This window comes from Duganella sp. 1224 (assembly GCF_013408245.1).
Lineage (GTDB): Bacteria > Pseudomonadota > Gammaproteobacteria > Burkholderiales > Burkholderiaceae_D > Rugamonas.
In genome coordinates this window covers 788,544-807,865 of sequence record NZ_JACBYS010000002.1, presented here as the reverse complement: position 1 = coordinate 807,865, position 19,322 = coordinate 788,544, and the positions used below count along the sequence as shown (strand labels likewise).

The 19,322-nt window shown below is 66.6% G+C and carries 20 protein-coding genes; 17 read left to right on the top strand and 3 right to left on the bottom strand.

The features are described from left to right. Positions 1–96: 96 nt before the first annotated feature. Positions 97–750 carry an oxygen-insensitive NAD(P)H nitroreductase gene (gene nfsB, locus FHW58_RS15645; RefSeq protein ID WP_179674043.1) on the top strand — a complete coding sequence of 218 codons (654 nt, stop codon included), beginning with the start codon at positions 97–99 and terminating at the stop codon, positions 748–750. Between the two features lie 6 nt (positions 751–756). Here nfsB and FHW58_RS15640 read toward each other — a convergent pair whose 3' ends face one another. Then, positions 757–1,863 carry a hypothetical protein gene (locus tag FHW58_RS15640; RefSeq protein WP_179674042.1) on the bottom strand — a complete coding sequence of 369 codons (1,107 nt, stop codon included), beginning with the start codon at positions 1,861–1,863 and terminating at the stop codon, positions 757–759. Positions 1,864–1,957: 94 nt separating this feature from the next. Further along, positions 1,958–3,091, bottom strand: a complete 1,134-nt coding sequence (locus FHW58_RS15635; protein WP_179674041.1) for a carboxypeptidase family protein — start codon at positions 3,089–3,091, stop codon at positions 1,958–1,960. A 252-nt stretch (positions 3,092–3,343) separates the two neighbouring features. On the opposite strand from FHW58_RS15635, the gene FHW58_RS27950 reads away from it, so the two are divergent. Continuing rightward, on the top strand, positions 3,344–3,517 hold the full coding sequence (locus FHW58_RS27950) for a DUF4160 domain-containing protein (protein WP_218892771.1): 174 nt from the start codon (positions 3,344–3,346) through the stop codon (positions 3,515–3,517). Then, on the top strand, positions 3,477–3,728 hold the full coding sequence (locus tag FHW58_RS15625; RefSeq protein WP_179674040.1) for a DUF2442 domain-containing protein: 252 nt from the start codon (positions 3,477–3,479) through the stop codon (positions 3,726–3,728). Before FHW58_RS27950 ends, FHW58_RS15625 begins: the two co-directional genes overlap by 41 nt. Here FHW58_RS15625 and paaX read toward each other — a convergent pair. Beyond that, a complete protein-coding gene (gene paaX / locus FHW58_RS15620) occupies positions 3,725–4,651 on the bottom strand; it encodes a phenylacetic acid degradation operon negative regulatory protein PaaX (RefSeq protein ID WP_179674039.1) in 927 nt (308 codons plus the stop codon). The two genes, FHW58_RS15625 and paaX, sit on opposite strands and share 4 nt — an antisense overlap. Before the next feature lie 147 nt (positions 4,652–4,798). Here paaX and paaA point away from each other — a divergent pair, with 147 nt between their 5' ends. The 14 genes from paaA to FHW58_RS15550 all read left to right on the top strand — a co-directional run bounded on the left by paaA (position 4,799) and on the right by FHW58_RS15550 (position 19,320). Next, positions 4,799–5,779, top strand: a complete 981-nt coding sequence (gene paaA / locus FHW58_RS15615; RefSeq protein WP_179674038.1) for a 1,2-phenylacetyl-CoA epoxidase subunit PaaA — start codon at positions 4,799–4,801, stop codon at positions 5,777–5,779. Positions 5,780–5,792: 13 nt separating this feature from the next. After that, on the top strand, positions 5,793–6,077 hold the full coding sequence (paaB, locus tag FHW58_RS15610) for a 1,2-phenylacetyl-CoA epoxidase subunit PaaB (protein ID WP_072786100.1): 285 nt from the start codon (positions 5,793–5,795) through the stop codon (positions 6,075–6,077). An 11-nt stretch (positions 6,078–6,088) separates the two neighbouring features. After that, positions 6,089–6,841 (top strand): 1,2-phenylacetyl-CoA epoxidase subunit PaaC, encoded by a 753-nt coding sequence (gene paaC, locus FHW58_RS15605; protein WP_179674037.1) that lies wholly within the window; start codon positions 6,089–6,091, stop codon positions 6,839–6,841. 13 nt (positions 6,842–6,854) lie between these two features. Then, a complete protein-coding gene (paaD, locus tag FHW58_RS15600) occupies positions 6,855–7,529 on the top strand; it encodes a 1,2-phenylacetyl-CoA epoxidase subunit PaaD (RefSeq protein WP_179674036.1) in 675 nt (224 codons plus the stop codon). Between the two features lie 5 nt (positions 7,530–7,534). Further along, positions 7,535–8,617 carry a 1,2-phenylacetyl-CoA epoxidase subunit PaaE gene (gene paaE, locus FHW58_RS15595; protein ID WP_179674035.1) on the top strand — a complete coding sequence of 361 codons (1,083 nt, stop codon included), beginning with the start codon at positions 7,535–7,537 and terminating at the stop codon, positions 8,615–8,617. Between the two features lie 13 nt (positions 8,618–8,630). Next, a complete protein-coding gene (gene paaG / locus FHW58_RS15590; RefSeq protein WP_179674034.1) occupies positions 8,631–9,431 on the top strand; it encodes a 2-(1,2-epoxy-1,2-dihydrophenyl)acetyl-CoA isomerase PaaG in 801 nt (266 codons plus the stop codon). Between the two features lies 1 nt (position 9,432). Then, entirely contained in the window at positions 9,433–11,046 is a 1,614-nt protein-coding gene (gene paaH / locus FHW58_RS15585; RefSeq protein ID WP_179674033.1) for a 3-hydroxyacyl-CoA dehydrogenase PaaH, read from the top strand. Between the two features lie 100 nt (positions 11,047–11,146). After that, entirely contained in the window at positions 11,147–11,527 is a 381-nt protein-coding gene (gene paaI, locus FHW58_RS15580) for a hydroxyphenylacetyl-CoA thioesterase PaaI (protein WP_229265371.1), read from the top strand. A 13-nt stretch (positions 11,528–11,540) separates the two neighbouring features. After that, a complete protein-coding gene (paaK, locus tag FHW58_RS15575; protein ID WP_179674031.1) occupies positions 11,541–12,851 on the top strand; it encodes a phenylacetate--CoA ligase PaaK in 1,311 nt (436 codons plus the stop codon). 10 nt (positions 12,852–12,861) lie between these two features. Next, complete coding sequence (gene pcaF, locus FHW58_RS15570) at positions 12,862–14,076, top strand: 3-oxoadipyl-CoA thiolase (RefSeq protein WP_179674030.1); 1,215 nt, start codon at positions 12,862–12,864, stop codon at positions 14,074–14,076. A gap of 2 nt (positions 14,077–14,078) precedes the next feature. Continuing rightward, positions 14,079–14,690, top strand: a complete 612-nt coding sequence (locus tag FHW58_RS15565) for a phenylacetic acid degradation protein PaaY (protein WP_179674029.1) — start codon at positions 14,079–14,081, stop codon at positions 14,688–14,690. Between the two features lie 43 nt (positions 14,691–14,733). After that, positions 14,734–16,782, top strand: coding sequence for a phenylacetic acid degradation bifunctional protein PaaZ (gene paaZ, locus FHW58_RS15560; protein WP_179674028.1), 2,049 nt, complete (start codon positions 14,734–14,736; stop codon positions 16,780–16,782). 64 nt (positions 16,783–16,846) lie between these two features. Further along, positions 16,847–17,140, top strand: a complete 294-nt coding sequence (locus FHW58_RS15555; RefSeq protein WP_229265337.1) for a hypothetical protein — start codon at positions 16,847–16,849, stop codon at positions 17,138–17,140. Beyond that, a complete protein-coding gene (locus tag FHW58_RS15550; protein WP_179674027.1) occupies positions 17,137–19,320 on the top strand; it encodes a tetratricopeptide repeat protein in 2,184 nt (727 codons plus the stop codon). The genes FHW58_RS15555 and FHW58_RS15550 overlap by 4 nt, the downstream gene beginning before the upstream one ends. Positions 19,321–19,322: the final 2 nt, after the last annotated feature.

Here is a 19,322-nt window from a genome sequence, read left to right as displayed (position 1 = left end):
GCCAAAGGTCGGTGCCGTGCGCCATAAGTTTTCAGCCGCATGATAATGGTGGCGATACACACCAGGTTGTATCGCCAACATGACATGAAGGACAATATGGACATCGTTACCGCCGCAAAAAACCGCTACACCACCAAAGCTTACAATCCAGACCGCAAGATCCCCGACGACGTATTCCGCCAGGTATTGAGTGTGTTGCAACTCAGCCCGTCGTCGGTCAATTCGCAGCCGTGGCATTTCATCGTTGCCAGCACGGCGGAGGGCAAGGCCCGCGTGGCCAAGGGCGCGCAGGGCGGCTACAGCTTCAATGCCCCGAAAATTACCCAGGCTTCCCATGTGATCGTGTTCTGCGCCCGCGTCGATGCCGATGCCGGCCACCAGGAGTTGCTGCTGTCGCAGGAGCAGCGCGATGGCCGCTATCGCACCGACGACGACAAGGCCGCGCAAGCCAAGGCCCGCAAGTTCTTTGTCGATCAGCATCGCTTCCAGGGCAAAGACATGAGCCACTGGCTGGAAAAGCAGGTCTATCTGGCGTTGGGCGCCGGCATGCTGGCCGCCGCCACGCTGGGCATCGACACCACGCCGATGGAAGGCGTCGACACCAAGGCCATTGATGAGGAATTCGGCCTGCATGCCAAGGGGCTGACCAGCCTGATGGTGTTGAGCCTCGGCTATCACGCCGACGATGACTTCAACGCCAAGTTGCCCAAGTCGCGCCTGCCCGAAGAGCAGGTCTTCACCTTCCTGTAAGGCAGTTCAGTTGCAGCGCCGGCTGATCGGCTGGCCGCAGGCAATCAGCCGGCCGACGTCTGGATTGCTCAGGTATTCCAGGTGGGCGGTGTCCGGCCGCTCCAGCAGGCCCAGCCAGGTTGGCGCGTTGGAGACCAGGATGTTGTAGACCGTGACGCCTTGCTGCGCGTATTTGCTTTCCTCCAGCGTGTACGACAGCAGATCGTTCGGATCGGTAAAGGCTACCACGGTCAGGTTGCCGCCGGGCACGCGGCGCTGGCTGGCCTGGCGCTGGCGCAGCAATAGTTGCAGGCTGTCGGGCGCGGCGGCGAGCGTCGCGCCTGGCACTTGCTGGTCGGCCAGCGACAGCAGCGGGATCTGATTGGCTGCCATCACCAGAAAGCGCATGCGGTCTACCGCTTGCCGCGCCAGTTGCGCCGCCGGCGAACCGGCTGGCTCCTCGGTCATGCTCAACAAGGTGTCGAACAGGATCTTGCTGCCCATGCTGTGCGCGATCACCACCAGCGGCACGTCGGCGTGTGCGGCGGACAGCACTTGCAGGACCGCCGCGCGCATGCGCTGGCGGATGCTGTCGCGCGCCACGCCCTGGTAAATCAACGCGTCCGGCAGGCAGTCGTCGATCAGGCCGTCCTTGAAGCGGGCGTTGAGGCGCGCGCGGGTGTAGGGATAGGGCGGGGCGTCGGTACATAGGGCGGACTTGTCGGTCTGGTCGTAGCACAGTTGGCGCTTGAGGTCGTTGGTCAGTGGTGACCAGATCAGCGCGCTAAAGCGCAGGCGTCCTGCCGGCGTAACGATAGTGGCGGGCACGATGTCGACGGCCGGAGCGGCGGCATTGCGCGCGACGATGGCTGTCGCGGGCGTGGTGGTCGTGGTGGCGTCGCTCAGCGCGCGCGCCAGTTGCGCGACGGTGACGCTGGCCCAGCTGGCGTCGTGGGTGCAGATGCCGTGCACCAGCAGCACGTCGGCCTCGCGGCCATCGGCCTGCGCGGCCAGATCGATCAATCCGGGAAACGTCGCCGACGGTACCAGCGGCGGATGGTAGGGTGTGGTGCAGGCGCATAGCAGCACCATCAGCAACAGCGCCGCGCGGCGCCACAAGGCGGGAAATGGCATGATGGACCTCCGAACGCGGCGCGTGGATGCGCCGCCCGAGGTCCAGTGTATTTTTCCCCGCGGCGACCGCTTTGTGGCGCCGCAGGGAAGCGGCTTACTGTTGCTGTGCCAGCAGCGACTGCAGCACCGGCTGCAGGATGGACTTGCCCAGCTCGGCCGAGCGGGCGCCGTTCCAGCCGGTGTCCGGGTCCGGATCGTTGGCGTTGTCCTTGAACGGCATTTCCAGCGTCAGCGACAGGCAGCCGAAGGCGTGGGTGATGTGCGGCGAGCCCATGGTCAGCGTCTCGTCGGTGTACGGCGTTTCGCCGTAGCCGTACTCATCCTGGAAGTCCGGGCTGGCGATCAGGAAGTTGTCGATGAAGTATTGCTGCGCTTCGGCCTGATCTTCGGTGAAGGTCGGCAGGGATTCGCTGCCGGCCACGAACACGTACGGCAGGCCCTCGTCGCCGTGGATGTCCAGGCACAGGTCGACGCCCACTTCGTGCATCTTCTGCTTGACCAGGAACACTTCCGGGCTGCGCTCCATGGTCGGATTCAGCCACTCGCGGTTGAGGTTGGCGCCGGCGGCGTTGGTGCGCAGGTTGCCGCGCACCGAGCCGTCCGGGTTCATGTTCGGTACCACATAGAACACGGCTTCCTTCAGGCACTGGCGGCCGAACGGATTGGCCGGGTCCAGCAGCGCTTCGACGAAGCCTTCCACGAACCACTCGGCCATGGTTTCGCCAGGGTGCTGGCGGGCGATGACCCACACCTTCTGCTCGGCTTCCGGGTCGCCGATGACCAGCATGTTGAGGTCGCGGCCGTCGACGGTGTTGCCGAGATCCACCAGCTTGACCAGCGGCGACAGCTGGGCGTTGTCCAGCAGCGCCAGGTGGCGCTCCCACGAGTACGGCTCGAAGTAGGCGTAGTAGACGCTGTCGTGCTCGGGCGTGTGCTTGATGGTCATGGTCTTGCCATCGTAGGTGGTCGGCACGCGGAACCAGCTGTCGCGGTCGTAGCTGGCGACGGCCTGGTAATCCTTCCAGCCATCCGGATAGGCGGCCTGGCCGGCGTTCAGGAAGTTCATGGTCAGCGGCGTGCCCTGCGCGCCCTGCACACGGTAGTAGAACCATTGAACGATGTCGGCGTGGGAATCCTTGCGGATGTTCAGGTCGATGGCGGCCGGATCGTCGGCGCGCACGACCTCGATGGCGCCAGCGTCAAACTGCTGGCTGATTTTGATAGGCATGGCAGGAATCCTGGTGAATTCTATGGAAATAGTGGCTCGCGCTTGTGGCGCGGAGCCGACATGATACAGGCTTGCGCGGGACTGCGCCGGATTTCCTGTCCCTCTGCGCTAGCGCAAACCGTTGTCCGGCGGCGAGGCTAGATTGGTGTCTCCGTAGACCGGGGTAAAATCATCATGACGCCGACCGTGTACCACGATGGCAATTTCCGCTACTTTTTTTTCTCACGCGAGGAAACTCGCTAGCATGTTCACGTGTCTCATCCAGACGGCGACGCAAAATTCTGGCTGTCGCCGGACGTGAAGTTGGCAGAGCATCGTGGCCTGTCGTCGCACCAGCTACGCAGCGCCGAGCGTTTCATCAAGGATCATCGACTGGAGTTGCAAGATGCATGGCATACCTATTTCTCATCAGGTCAGAATCCTTGAGCGTTCCGTGTACGGCTTCTGGGTCGATCTGGGCAATGAGCGCTTGTATGCGGCTTATGCGGATTTCCCGTGGTTTGCTGACGCTACCATTGAACAGATCAGCGACGTACGGCGGCCCAGCGCCGACCACTTGTATTGGCCGGCGCTGGATGTCGATCTGGCGGTGGCCTCGTTGCGCGATCCGGCGGCGTTTCCGCTGATCGCGCGCTAGGCCAGGCCGCCGAAGCGGTCGAAGAAGGCGGCTTCGGCGGACGGGGCGGCGGCGTCCTCGCGGCGCAGGGCGGCGTCGATGTGCCGTTCGGCGGCGGCGTAGACGTGCAGGTAGATGTCGCGCGCCAGCTCGTAGGCCAGCGTGCCCGGCCACGGCGTTGGCAGCAACTCGACCGGCAGCTGCGGGTCGTGTAGCTGGACGCGGCGGTAGGCGTGGATCAGCAGCGTGCGCACGACGAAGGCTTTTTCCGGCGTCAGCGTTTCGTCGCAGGCCGTCGCGTGCAGCGCCGCCAGCAGCGGCTGGAATTGCGCGATGAATTTGTTGTAGCCCTCTGCCACCGCCGCCACATCCCAGCCATTCGCTACCAGATCGCTCAGCGGCCGCGCGCTGACCTGGCGCATCGCCTTGCCCTGCACCACGAACAGCTTGCCGGCCACGCCCAGCCGCTTGAGCAGCTCGTCCAGCGCCGGACCGTCGGCGGCCGGATGGCCCATGATGCCGGGCGCGATTACGCTATACCCCTCCCACAACAATTCCTTGCGCACCGCCGCCCGTTCGGCCGCATTGAGCGCGCCATCGCCGTTGAGCACCAGCGTCCAACTGCCGTCCCAGTGCACATTCGGTGGCGCGTAGATGCGGCGGTAGGCGTGCACGAAGCGCGCCATCGCATCCGGCGTGATGGCGTACGAGGCGCGGCGGCCGTCGCGCTGCGCGCCCAGCCAGCCCTCCTGCGCCAGCCGGAACACCGAGGTGCGCAGCAGCCGGTCGTTGACGCCGAACGGCGCCAGCAACTCGATCAGGCTGCCCAGCCACACCATGCCGCCATGCGGCACGATGGCATCGCCAAAAATCGTCACCACCAGCGACTTCGAGCGCGGCGGATCGCTGGCCAGAAACCCGGCTATCCAGTCGTTGCAATTCATAAGCGGCTTACTAATCTGTACAGGGAAACAATAGTTTACTTTGCCCTGCGCCAAAATTTAACGAGATGCATTAAAATAATATGACACAAAAAAACTGTAGCTAAATCAAAATACGTATCGTATTATGTGGTGAAACAGGAGACAGCCATGTACGCACAACTGGTGGAAACCGGCCTGAAGCAAGTCCGCACGGCCGCGGACATGAGCGCCGACGAGCAGGCCTTCCAGGCCCGCATCGATGACGGCGTCAAAATCGAAGCCAAGGACTGGATGCCCGAGGCTTACCGCAAGACCCTGATACGCCAGATCTCGCAGCACGCCCACTCCGAGATTGTCGGCCAGCTACCGGAGGGCAACTGGGTGACGCGCGCGCCGACCCTCAAGCGCAAGTCGATCCTGCTGGCCAAGATCCAGGACGAGGCTGGCCACGGCCTGTACCTCTACAGCGCCGCCGAAACCCTGGGCGTGTCGCGCGACGAATTGCTGGCCGCGCTGCACAGTGGCAAGGCCAAGTACTCCAGCATCTTCAACTACCCGACGCTGAGCTGGGCCGACATGGGCGCCATCGGCTGGCTGGTGGATGGCTCGGCCATCATCAACCAGATCCCGCTGTGCCGTTGCTCGTACGGCCCGTATGCGCGCGCCATGATCCGCGTCTGCAAGGAAGAGTCGTTCCACGCGCGCCAGGGCTACGACATCATGATGTCCCTCGCGCGCGGCACGCCGGAGCAGAAGGCCATGGCGCAGGACGCGCTGAATCGCTGGTGGTGGCCGTCGCTGATGATGTTTGGCCCGTCGGACGCGGAATCGGTCAACAGCGCGCAGTCGGCGCAGTGGCGCATCAAGCTGTTCTCCAACGACGAACTGCGCCAGCGCATGGTCGACCAGACCGTGCCGCAAGCCGAATACCTTGGCCTGACCATCCCCGACCCGGACCTGAAATGGAACGCCGATACCGGCCACTACGACTTCGGCGCCATTGACTGGGCCGAGTTCCACAACGTTTTGAGGGGCAACGGCCCGTGCAACCGCGAGCGCCTGCAGACCCGCGTCAAGGCGTGGGATGACGGCGAATGGTTCCGCGACGCGCTGGTCGCCCACGCCGACAAGAAACGCGCCGCCGCATAAACAGGAGACAAGCATGAGCAAAGAATGGCCACTGTGGGAAATTTTCATCCGCAGCCAGCACGGGCTGGCGCACAAGCACGTCGGCAGCCTGCACGCGCCGGATGCCGAGATGGCGGTCAACAACGCGCGCGACGTTTACACCCGCCGCAATGAAGGCGTCAGCATCTGGGTGGTGCGCGCGGCCGACATCGTCGCCAGCAGCCCGGGCGACAAGGGGGCGCTGTTCGAGCCGTCCAACAGCAAGGTGTATCGCCACCCGACCTTCTTCCCGATGCCGGAAGAAGTCAAGAACCTGTGAGGCGCGCCGCCATGGACCACAAAGTCAATTACCTGCTGCGCCTTGGCGACAATGCGCTGATCCTCAGCCAGCAGCTGTCGCAATGGTGCGGCAAAGGCCCCGCGCTGGAGGAGGACATGGCGCTGACCAACGTCGCGCTGGACCTGCTGGGCCAGACCCGCCTGTGGTACGAGTACGCCGCCGAACTGGAAGGCGCCGGTCGCGACGAGGACAAGCTGGCCTATCTGCGCGACGCCCACGACTTCAAGAATTGCCTGCTGCTGGAACAGCCGAACGGTAATTATGCCGACACGCTGGTACGGCAGTTCTATTTCGACACCTGGCACTACTTCCTGATCGAGGGCCTGACGCGCAGCAGCGACGCGCGCATCGCCGCCATCGCCGAGAAGTCGCTCAAGGAAGTGACCTATCACCTGCGCCGCAGCGGCGACTTGATCGTGCGCATGGGCGACGGCACGGAGATCAGCCACGCCAAGACCCAGGCCGCCGTTGACGCGCTGTGGATGTATAGCGGCGAAGTGTTCGCCTACGACGAAGTGGATGAGGCCATGATCGCCGCCGGCGTCGCGCCGGCCGCCGAGCAGCTGCGCGCGCAATGGCTAGCGCACGTGGCGGAGATCTTTGCCGAAGCCACGCTGACCATGCCGCCCGCCGACGCGTGGATGCAGAAGGGCGGCAAGCAAGGCCGCCACAGCGAGCACCTGGGCTACATTCTGGCCGAGATGCAGTTCCTGCAGCGCGCCTATCCCGGCGCTACCTGGTAAGCGCGAGCCGCCCATGAAAGCCGCCACGCACGCCATCACAGCCGTTACGCCGGCCATCAGCAGCGCCGGCGCCGCCACCGTCGCCCCGGCGAAAGCCGGGGCCCATGCTGAGCAAATCCTGGCCTGGCTCGGCGAAGTTCCCGATCCAGAAATCCCGGTCATCAGCATCGTCGACCTGGGCATCGTGCGCAGCGTCCGCGTAGGCGACGACGGCGCCTGCGACATCACCATCACGCCGACCTATTCGGGCTGCCCGGCCATGCAAGTCATCGCCGACGCCATCACCGACGCCCTGCACGCGCGCGGCATGCGTCAAGTGCGCCTGCACACCCAGATATCCCCCGCCTGGACCACCGACTGGATGAGCGACGCCGGCAAAGCCGCGCTGAAAGGCTACGGCATCGCCCCACCGGCGCAGAAAGTGATCGACATCAGCGGCCTGCGGGCGACGTCCGCCGCCGCCCGGCGCGGCGCCGACGGCGCGCCGTCCCCCAGCGTCGCCGTTCCGCCGCACCGCAGCGCCGCAGCCGCCGTCGCCCGCCACGCCGCGCCGGCGCCGACGGTCGCGTGCCCGCACTGCGGCTCCACGCACACGGAAATCACCAGCCAGTTCGGCTCCACGCCCTGCAAAGCCCTCTACAAATGCCTGGACTGCCGCGAACCGTTCGACTATTTCAAGTGCCACTAACCGCCATGAGCAAATTCCACCCGCTGACCATCGCCGCCGTGCGCCAGGAAACCCGCGACACCATCGCCGTCACCTTCACCGTGCCGCCCGAACTGCGCGACAGCTTCCACTACCAGCAAGGCCAGCACCTCACGCTGCGCGCGCAGATCGGCGACGAGGACGTGCGCCGCTCCTACTCCATCTGCTCCGCCGCGCAGGAGCGCACGCTGCGCGTCGCCATCAAGCGCACCCAGGGCGGCCTGTTCTCGTGCTGGGCCAACGACAACCTGCAAGCCGGCCACACCATCGAGGTAATGCCGCCGATGGGCCACTTCAACGTCCCGCTGGACGCCGCCAACCGCAAGCACTACCTGGCCTTCGCCGCCGGCAGCGGCATCACGCCCATCCTGTCGATCATCAAGACCACGCTGGCCGCCGAACCGCACAGCCACTTCACGCTCTTCTACGGCAACCGCGCCTCGTCGTCGGTCATCTTCAAGGAAGAACTCTCGGACCTCAAGGACACCTACCTCGACCGCCTGAAAATCGCCTACGTCATGAGCCGCGAGCAGCAGGACATTGAACTGTTCAACGGCCGCATCACCAAGGAAAAAACCGCGCAATTCCTGCGCTACTGGGTACGTGTGGAGGACATCGACACCGCCTTCATCTGCGGCCCGGAAGACATGATGCTGGGCGTCTCCGAAGCGCTGCAGGAGGCTGGCCTGCCGAAAGCGCAGATCAAGGTCGAACTGTTCGCCGCCAGCATTCCCAGGCACGCCCACCAACCGCGTGCCAGCACCACCAGCGCTGCCGCCCACGCCCAGACCGAAGTCACCGTCATCATGGACGGCAACGCCGCCAGCTTCACCATGGAGCAGGACAAGGAATCGCTACTGGACGCCGGGCTGCGCGCGGGCCTCGACATGCGCTACTCCTGCAAGGGCGGCGTATGCTCGACCTGCCGCTGCAAGGTCATTGAAGGCAAGGTCGATATGGACGTCAACTACGCGCTGGAGGACTACGAAATCGCGCGCGGCTACGTATTGAGCTGCCAAAGCTTCCCCACCACCGCCAAAGTCGTCATCGACTTCGACCAGGCGGAATAAAAACGGAGACCCCATGGACTACCAGAACATCCTGTTCGAGATCAGCGGCGGCATCGCCACGCTGACGCTCAACCGCCCCGATAAGCTGAACAGCTTCACCCAGGCCATGCACGACGAGGTGCGGCACGCGCTGAAGCGCACCGCCGCGGCGGCCGGCGATGGCAGCGCGCGCGTGCTGGTGCTGACCGGCGCGGGACGCGGCTTCTGCGCCGGCCAGGACCTGGGCGACCGCGCGGTGGAGCCGGGCGCCAAGGCCGTCGATCTGGGCGACTCGGTGGAAAAGAACTATGCGCCGCTGGTGCAGTCGCTGCGCGCGCTGCCGCTGCCGGTGATCTGCGCCGTCAACGGCGTGGCGGCCGGCGCCGGCGCCAATATCGCGCTGGCGTGCGACATCGTGCTGGCCACGCACTCGGCCAGCTTCGTCGAAGTATTCTGCAAACTGGGCCTGATCCCCGACACCGGCGGCACGTACTTCTTGCCGCGCCTGGTCGGCAGCGCGCGCGCCATGGGCCTGGCCATGACCGGTGAAAAGCTCAGCGCTGAAAAGGCCGAGGCCTGGGGCCTGATCTGGCGCGCGATTCCGGATGCCGATTTTGCCGCCGAGGTGCAGGCGATGGCGCGCCACTTCGCCAGCGCGCCGACCAAGGGGCTGGCCTTCACCAAGCAGGCCTTGCACGCCAGTGGCCACAACACCCTGCAACAGCAGCTGGCGCTGGAGTGCGGCATGATGAGCGAGCTGGGTCGCAGCGACGACTACCGCGAAGGCGTGGCCGCCTTCATGGAAAAGCGCGCGCCACAGTTCAAGGGGCGCTGAGATGGCGGCCCTGAGCACTGACCGCGCGGTCGCCGTCATCGGCAGCGGCGCCATGGGCGCGGGCATCGCGCAAGTGGCGGCGGTGGCCGGGTATACCGTGCACCTGTTCGACACGCGTCCAGACGCTGTCGCCAAGGCCATCGCCGAAATTGCGGCCGCGCTGAACAAACTGGTCGCCAAAGAGCGCATGGACGCCGTGGCCTGCGCCGCCGCCATCGCCCGCCTGCATGCCGCGGCCGCGCTGGAGGAGGTTGCCGAGGCGGGCCTGGTGGTGGAAGCCATCGTCGAAAACCTGGAGGCCAAGCGCGGACTGTTCGCGCAGCTGGAGGCCATCGTTGGCGACGACTGCATCCTGGCCACCAACACCTCGTCGATTTCCGTCACCGCGATTGCGGCCGGCCTGCGCGTGCCGGAGCGCGTGGCCGGCATGCACTTCTTCAATCCGGTGCCGTTGATGGCGTTGTGCGAAGTGGTCAGCGGCCTGGCCACCGACGCTGCCGTCGCGCAGACCGTGTACGACACCGCCTCCGCGTGGGGCAAGCAGGCGGTGCATGCCAAATCGACGCCGGGCTTCATCGTCAACCGCGTGGCGCGGCCGTTTTATGCGGAGGGCTGGCGCTTGCTGAACGAGCAGGCCGCCGATGCCGCTACCATTGATGCCGTGCTGCGCGAGGCCGGCGGTTTCCGCATGGGGCCTTTCGAGCTGATGGACCTGATCGGGCATGACGTCAACTTCTCGGTCACGCAGTCGGTCTTCAACGCTTATTTTGGCGATCCGCGCTTTACGCCGTCGGTGCTGCAACAAGAGATGGTCAACGCCGGCTTCCTTGGGCGTAAAACGGGGCGCGGCGTCTATCGCTACGGCGACGGCGTGTCGCCGGCGGCGGCAGGTGCTGCGGAGGCGCCCGCTGTGGCCTGGGTCAATGCCGAGGCGGCGCAGCCCAAGCCGGAATACGTCAGCTACACGATCGAGCAGGGGAGCGCCGCGCATGCGGTGGCTGGCACGGTGGTGGACGCGCTGGCGGCTCGCTTGCGCGCGTCCGGCATTGACATCACGCACCGCAAGACGCCGGAGACGATGCGCGCGGCCGGCGCCCACGATGATGCGCCAGCCTTCCACTGCAACGGCGCCGCCATCTACCTTACCGATGGCCGCAGCGCCACCCAGCGCGCGTGCGACAACCACCACGACGATACGGTGCTGTTCGACCTCGCGCTGGACTACGGCAGCGCCAGGCGCATTGCGGTCGCCCGCGCAGACCAGTGCTCGCTGGCGGCTTACAACGCGGTGGTCGGCCTGCTGCAGGCGGCCGGCTTCACCGTCACGCGGCTGGACGACGTGCCCGGCATGGCCGTGATGCGCACCGTCGCCATGCTGGCCAACGAGGCGGCGGACGCGGTCAACCAGGGCGTCTGCAACGCCGCCGCCGCCGACACCGCGATGAAGAAAGGCGTCAACTATCCGCGCGGCCCGCTGGCCTGGGCGGACGTCATCGGCATCGAACATGTGGTGCGCGTGCTGGCCAACCTGGCCGCCAGCTATGGCGAGGACCGCTACCGCGTGTCGCCGCTGTTGCGCCGCAAGCAGATGAGCGGAGGGCGCTTCCATGACTAAACCGCTCGACAACCTCGCCGCCGGCGCGGCGCAACCTCGCGCGTCATCGTCTGACGCGTGCGTGCCGGAACAGGCTTTGGCCGAGTCGGTCGGCGCGACGATGTATGCGCGCGACCCGGCCTCGCAATCGCTCGGCATGACGCTGGACACCATCGCTCCCGGCTATGCGCGCATGTCGATGCCGGTGCGCGCCAACATGCTGAATGGTCATGCCACCTGCCACGGCGGCTTCATCTTCGCACTGGCCGACAGTGCCTTCGCCTTCGCCTGCAACAGCCATAACCAGGTCACCGTGGGCGCCGGCTGCACCATCGACTACCTGTCGCCAGGCCGCGAGGGCGACGTGCTGACCGCCACCGCCAGCGAGCAAACGCTGGCCGGCAAGACCGGCATCTACGACGTCAAGGTCACCAATCAGGACGGCCGCACGATCGCCCTGTTCCGGGGTAAATCGCACCGCATCAGCGGCGAAGTCATATAACGAGGAGACATCGATGGTCCAACGCACCCCGGCGCCATCCGACCTGGAGCCAATTGAACGCGCCAGCCGCGACGAGCTGCAAGCCTTGCAGCTGCAGCGCATGCAATGGTCGCTCAAGCACGCGTACGACAACGTGCCGCACTACCGCGCCGCCTTCGACGCCGCCGGCGTTCATCCGGACGACCTGTGCACGCTATCCGACATCGCCAAATTCCCCTTCACCAGCAAAAAGGATTTGCGCGATAACTATCCCTTCGGCCTGTTCGCCGTGCCGCGGGAACGCGTGGCACGGGTGCACGCGTCGAGCGGCACCACCGGCAAGCCGACCGTGGTCGGCTATACGCAGAACGACATCGACACCTGGGCCAACGTGGTCGCGCGTTCGATTCGCGCCGCCGGCGGCCGGCGTGGTGACATGGTGCACATCTCCTACGGCTACGGCCTGTTCACCGGCGGCCTGGGCGCGCACTATGGCGCCGAACGGCTTGGCTGCACGGTGGTGCCGATGTCCGGCGGCCAGACCGAAAAGCAGGTGCAGCTGATCCAGGACTTCAAGCCATCCATCATCATGGTCACGCCGTCCTACATGCTGAACATCATCGAAGAATTCCAGCGCCAGGGCCTGGACGCCGCCGCCAGCTCGCTCAAGGTCGGCATCTTCGGTGCCGAGCCGTGGACGGATGCCATGCGGGCCGAAATCCAGCAGCGCGCCGGCATCGACGCCGTCGACATCTACGGCCTGTCGGAAGTGATGGGTCCCGGCGTCGCCAGCGAGTGCATCGAGAGCAAGGATGGCCCGGTGATCTGGGAAGATCACTTCTACCCGGAGATCATCGATCCCGAAACCGGTGACGTGCTGCCGGACGGCGAAGAGGGTGAACTGGTATTTACTTCGCTGAGCAAGGAAGCGCTGCCCATCATCCGCTACCGCACGCGCGACCTCACGCGCCTGCTGCCGCCAACGTCGCGCAGCATGCGCCGCATCGGCAAGATCACTGGCCGCTCGGACGACATGCTGATCATCCGTGGCGTCAACGTATTCCCCACGCAGATCGAAGAATTGATCTGCAAGATGCCGCAACTGTCGCCGCAATACCAGCTGGTGGTCACGCGCGACGGCCACCTGGACAAGCTGGAAGTGCTGGCCGAGCTGCGGCCGGACACCCCGGCCAGCGACGCCGCGGCGCTGGGGCGCGAACTGGAACAGCGCATCAAGACCAACGTTGGCGTCAGTACACGGGTCACGCCGCTGCCGCCCAACGGCATCGAGCGCACGCTGACCGGCAAGGCGCGTCGCGTGGTCGACAAACGCCCCAAACACTAAAGGAGACACCGTGAACGAAGCCTATATTTGTGACGCCATCCGCACCCCGTTCGGCCGCTATGGCGGCGCGCTGGCCGGCGTGCGCACCGACGATCTGGCGGCGTTGCCGATCGCCGCGCTGGTCGCCCGCAATCCCGGCGTCGACTGGGCGCGCGTGGACGACGTCTACTACGGCTGCGCCAACCAGGCTGGCGAGGATAACCGCAACGTCGCCCGCATGGCAGCGCTGCTGGCCGGCCTGCCGGTGGACGTCCCGGCCAGCACCATCAACCGCCTATGCGGCTCGTCGCTGGACGCGGTGGGCATGGCGGCGCGCGCCATCAAGTCGGGCGAGGCGCAACTGGTGATCGCCGGCGGCGTGGAGAGCATGACGCGCGCGCCGTTCGTCATGGGCAAGGCGGACAGCGCCTTCTCGCGCGCCGCCAAGATCGAGGACACCACCATCGGCTGGCGCTTCGTCAATCCACGCATGAAAGAGGCGCATGGCATCGACTCGATGCCGGAGACGGCGGAGAACGTGGCGCAGGAGTTCGGCATCAGCCGCGCCGACCAGGACGCGTTTGCATTGCGCAGCCAGCAGCGCTGGGCCGCCGCCCACGCGGCCGGCGTGTTCCGCGACGAGATCGTGCCGGTGACCCTGCCGCAGGCGCGCCGCGCGTCGGCGCCGCCGCAGGTCGTGGACACCGACGAGCACCCGCGCCCCGACACCACGCTGGAGATGCTGGCCAAACTGAAAGGCGTGGTGCGGCCGGATGGCACGGTCACCGCCGGCAACGCGTCCGGCGTCAATGACGGCGCCTGCGCCATCCTGCTGGCCTCCTCCGCCGCCGTCGAGCAGTATGGCCTGCGCAAACGCGCCCGCGTGCTGGGCATGGCGACCGCCGGGCTGGCGCCTCGCATCATGGGCTTCGGTCCGGCACCGGCGTCGAAGAAGGTGCTGGCGCAACTGGGCCTCAGTATTGCCGACATGGATGTCATCGAATTGAACGAGGCGTTTGCCGCGCAAGGGCTGGCAGTGACGCGTGACTTGGGCCTTGCCGACGACGCGCCGCACGTCAATCCCAACGGCGGCGCCATCGCCATCGGCCACCCGCTGGGTGCGTCCGGCGCGCGGCTGGTGCTGGCGGCGCTGCATCAACTGGAACGCACCGGCGGCCGTTACGCGTTGTGCACCATGTGCATCGGCGTGGGGCAGGGCATCGCCGTCGTCATCGAACGGGTGTGAGCATGGTCAAGGTCTATGAAATTAATGGCGTTACGCCGGTGGTCGACCCCACCGCCTACGTCCACCCGAGCGCGGTGTTGATCGGCGACGTGATCGTCGGCCCACGCTGTTATATCGGCCCGCTGGCCGCGTTGCGCGGCGACTTCGGGCGGCTCATTCTGGAGGAGGGCGCCAACCTTCAGGACACCTGCGTCATGCACGGCTTCCCCGGCTGCGACACGGTGGTGGAGCGCGATGGCCACATCGGTCACGGCGCCGTGCTGCACGGCTGCCGCATCGGCCGCAACGCGCTGGTGGGCATGAACAGCGTCATCATGGACAACGCGGTGGTGGGTGCCGACAGCATCGTCGCCGCCATGAGCTTTGTCCGCGCCGGCATGGAGATCCCGCCGCGCAGCCTGGCGATGGGTTCCCCGGCCAAGGTGGCGCGCGAACTGCGCGATGACGAAATCGCCTGGAAGTCCGGTGGCACCGCGCAATATCAGGAACTGGCCGTGCGCTCGATGCGGACCATGCGCGAAACCGAGGCCCTGACCGCGCCGGAGCCGGACCGCAAACGCGTCGAATGGGACAGCGCGCTGCCGCTGCATCTGCACAAGAACGCCAGCGCATAGCACGCGCCACCAGCCGCAATCACAATATCAACGGAGACCGCACATGTCACAACCTACTCTGCAAAGCTATATCGCCGGCCGCTGGATCGGCAGCGAGGCCGCCGCGCCGCTGCACAGCGCCCTGACCAACGCCGTCATCTACCACACCCACGCCGACCAGATCGACTTCGACGAAGCGGTCACCTATGCCCGCAAGACCGGTGTGCCGGCGCTGATGCAACTGAACTTCCAGCAGCGCGCCGCGCGCCTGAAGGCACTGGCCCTGCATCTGCTGGAGCGCAAGGAGGCGCTGTACGCCATCTCGCACCAGACCGGCGCCACCCGCGCCGACAGTTGGGTCGACATCGAAGGCGGCATCGGCACGCTGTTCGCCTATGCCAGCATGGGCAGCCGCGAGCTGCCGTCGTCCAATGTGCTGCACGAAGGCCCGGCCATGGCGCTCGGGAAGAACGGCGGTTTCGCCGGCACCCACATCCTGGTGCCGCGCGGCGGACTGGCGGTGCACATCAACGCCTTCAATTTCCCGATCTGGGGCCTGCTGGAGAAATTCGCGCCGAGCTTCCTGGCCGCCATGCCGTGCATCGGCAAGCCGGCCACCGCCACCAGCTACCTGACCGAGGCGCTGGTGCGCATGATGCACGACTCCGGCCTGCTGCCGCATGGCGCGCTGCAACTGGTCATCGGCAGCACCGGCGATCTGCTGGATCGGCTGGGCGGCGCCGACATGGTGACCTTTACCGGTTCCGCCGATACCGCTGCCAGGCTGCGCGTCAACCGCAACCTGATCGCCAACTCGGTGCCGTTCACCGCCGAGGCGGACTCGCTCAACTGCGCCATCCTGGCGCCGGACGTGACGCCGGACGATGCCGAGTTCGACCTGTTCGTCAAGGAGGTGGCGCGCGAGATGACCGGTAAGGCGGGGCAGAAATGCACTGCCATCCGCCGCATCATCGTGCCGGAGCAGATGGTGGACGCGGTAGGCACCCGCCTGCGCGAGCGGCTGGCCAAGGTCAGCGTCGGCGACCCGTCGGTGGAGGGCGTACGCATGGGCGCACTGGCGTCGCGCGACCAGCAGCGCGACGTGGCCGAGCGGGTCGAGCTGCTCGCGCGCGGCAACGAGGTGCTGTTCAGCGCGCGCGACGGCTTCAAGCCGGTGGGCGAGGGCGTGGCCGATGGCGCCTTCTTCGCGCCGACGCTGCTGCTGTGCCGCGACGGCCACCGTAACGAGGCGGTGCATGATGTTGAAGCGTTTGGGCCGGTCAGCACCATCATCAGCTATAACGGCATCGACGAAGCGCTGGCGCTGGCCGCGCGCGGCAAGGGTTCGCTGGTGTCGACGCTGGTGACCAAGGAGCCGGCGATTGCGGCATATGCGGTGCCGACGGCGGCCGCCTCGCATGGCCGCGTGCTGGTGCTGGATCGCGAAGCGGCGGTGGATTCGACCGGCCACGGCTCGCCGCTGCCGCAGCTCAAGCACGGCGGGCCGGGACGCGCCGGCGGCGGCGAGGAATTGGGCGGCATTCGCGCGGTGCGTCATTTCCTCCAGCGCGCGGCCGTGCAGGGATCGCCGACCATGCTGGCCGCCGTCACCGGCGAGTACGTTCGGGGCGCGGCGGTGCAGGAGCATGACCTGCATCCGTTCCGCAAATACTTCGAAGACCTGGCGATTGGCGACTCGCTGCTCACGCATCGCCGCACGGTCAGCGAGGCGGACATCGTCAACTTCGGCGGCGTCTCGGGCGATTACTTCTACATGCACTTCGACGAGGTGGCGGCGAAAGATACGCAGTTTGGCCAGCGCATCGCGCACGGCTACTTTGTGCTGTCGGCGGCGGCCGGGCTGTTCGTGTCGCCGGCGCCGGGGCCAGTGTTGGCCAATTATGGCCTCGACAACCTGCGCTTCGTGGCGCCGGTGGCGATCGGCGATACCATCCGCGCGCGCCTGACCTGCAAGCGCAAGGTGGACCGCAACCGTACCGACGACAAAGGCGTTGGCCAGGGCGTGGTGGCGTGGGACGTGCAGGTCACCAACCAGCGCGACGAGCTGGTGGCCAGCTACGACATCCTGACGCTGGTGATGAAGCGCGCCTGACGCCGCAGGCCGGGCCGCCCGACCGGGCTTTGATTTTTTTGCCAAACTGGCGCATGATGAAGGAATGAGATCCTCCTTCATCATGCCATCAATCGGCGTCCGCCCGATGCTCGCCCTGCGTGACTGGCTCATTTTTGGCGGCCTGCCATCGCTGCCGGGCTGTCTGCCGGTGCACGGCAGCGTGGCTGCCGGCGAAACCGCCGAAGGACGCATCTTCAACGACAAGGGCCCGCGCCCGGCGCGCGGGGACTCCCGCCGGATCGTGATCCGCACCGCCGCAGAATCGCGCGCTGCAGGTTACCGCCCCTTACTACTTCTATTTCCGCCTGAAGCGCCTTCAGGCCTGAGTTTTTCATGACCACTCCACATTCTTCCCAGGCCGACCAGCTGTTTGCTCAAGGCCTGCAATTCCATGGCCAGGGCGATCTGGCGCAGGCCATGCAAGCTTACGAGCAGGCGCTCAAGCTGGCGCCGCAGCACATCGACGCGCTGTACCACGTCGGCATCGTCGGCTTCCAGACCGGGAACTTCGAGATGGCGGCCGGCTTTTTCCGTTCCGTGCTGGCGCTGGCGCCGGACGATGCGGCCGCGCACAGCAACCTCGGTAACGCGCTCAAGGAACAGCAGCAGCTGGAGGAGGCGCTGGACAGCTACGAGCGCGCGCTGGCGCTGAACGCGGCCGATGCCGACACCTGGTTCAATCGCGGCGCCGTGCTGCTGGCCGTGGCGCGGCCGCAGGATGCGCTGCACAGCTTCGAGCAGGCGCTGACGCTGAACGACGCCGACGACCAGGCGTGGCAGCAGCGCGCTGCCGCGCTGCGCCAACTGGGGCAACACGCCCCATCGCTGGAGAGCGCGGAGCAGGCGCTGGCCATCAATCCCCAGAACGTGGAGGCGCACAATCTGCGCGGCGTCGCGCTGCATGCGCTGGGACGGCTGGAGGACGCATCCCAAAGCCTGCAACAGGCACTGGCGCTGGTGCCGGAATATGCCGAAGCCCACCACAACCTTGGCCTGTTGATGGCGACGGCGGGCCAGCCGGCCGACGCCCTGTATTGCTACGATCAGGCGCTGGCGCTGCAACCGCAATGGCACGAAGCCCACGCCAGCCGCGCCGCCGTGCTGCGCCAGCTGGAGCGCCGCGATGACGCGCAACGCGCCGAGGCCACGGCCAATAAGCTGCGGCGCGAACAGGTGGCAGCCTACCGCCGGCACGGCGAAGAGCAGCTGGCGCAGGGACGCGCGGCAGCGGCGGCGCGCCATGTCGCCGCCGCGTTGCGGCTGGATGAGGGCGACGCCGCATTGTGGCAGCTGCATGCGCGCGCGCTCAACGCCGCCGCACAGCGCGACGCGGCGTTGGCCAGCATTGACCGCGCCGTGGCGCTGAAGCGGGACGCGGCGGAATTCCACCTGACGCGCGGCGTCATTTTGCGCGCGGCGGGGCGCTACGACGAGGCGCTGCACAGCTACGAGCAGGTGGTGCGGCTGGCCCCGCACAACACTGCTGGCTACACCAATCTTGGCAGCGTGCAGGACCAGCTTGGCCTGGCCGATCAGGCCATGGCCAACTACGAGCGCGCGATTGCGCTCGATGCGGGCAACGCGCTGGCGCGCTGGAACCGCGGCCTGGTGCATCTGCGCCGCGGCGATTACCAGCAGGGCTGGCGCGATTACGAATACCGCTGGAAAGCGGAGACGCTGGACTTGCACAAGAAGCAGCGCGATTTTCGCCAACCCATGTGGACGGGGCGTGAGCCGCTGGCCGGCAAGACTATCCTGCTACACGCGGAGCAGGGCTTTGGCGACGCCATCCAGGCCTGCCGCTACGCGCCGCTGGTGGCGCAGCGCGGCGCCACGGTGATCCTGGAGGTGCGGCCGGCGCTGGTGGCCTTGATGGGCACCCTCGATGGCGTCAGCCGCATCGTGGCCAAGGGCAAGCCGCTGCCGTCGTTCGACTATCACATTCCGTTGATGAGTTTACCGCTGGCCTTTGGCACGCGGCTGGACAGCATACCGGCCGCCACGCCGTATCTGGCGCCGGACGCGGACAAGGTGGCGCACTGGCGCGCCGCGCTGGGGCCGCGCACGCGGCCGCGTGTGGGCGTGGCCTGGAGCGGCAGCGCGGACAACCAGAATGACCGCAATCGCAGCCTGCCGCTGCCGCTGCTGGCGGCGCTGTTTGACGCGCCGTGCGATTTCATCAGCCTGCAAAAGGATGTGCGGCCGGGCGACCAGGCCCTGCTCGACACGCTGCCGGTGTTGCAGGTGGCCGATCAGCTGCACGATTTCGCCGACACCGCCGCCTTGTGCGCGGTGCTGGACCTGGTGATCACGGTCGACACCAGCGTGGCGCACCTGGCCGGCGCGCTCGGGCTGCCGGTGTGGATCATGCTGCAGAGGCCATTCGAATGGCGCTGGCTGGAGCAGGGCGCCAGCAGCCCCTGGTATCCGACGGCCACGCTGTACCGCCAGGCGCAGCGCGGCGACTGGGCGCCGCTGGTGGCGCAGGTGGCGGCCGATGTGCGCCAGCTGCGCTAGCC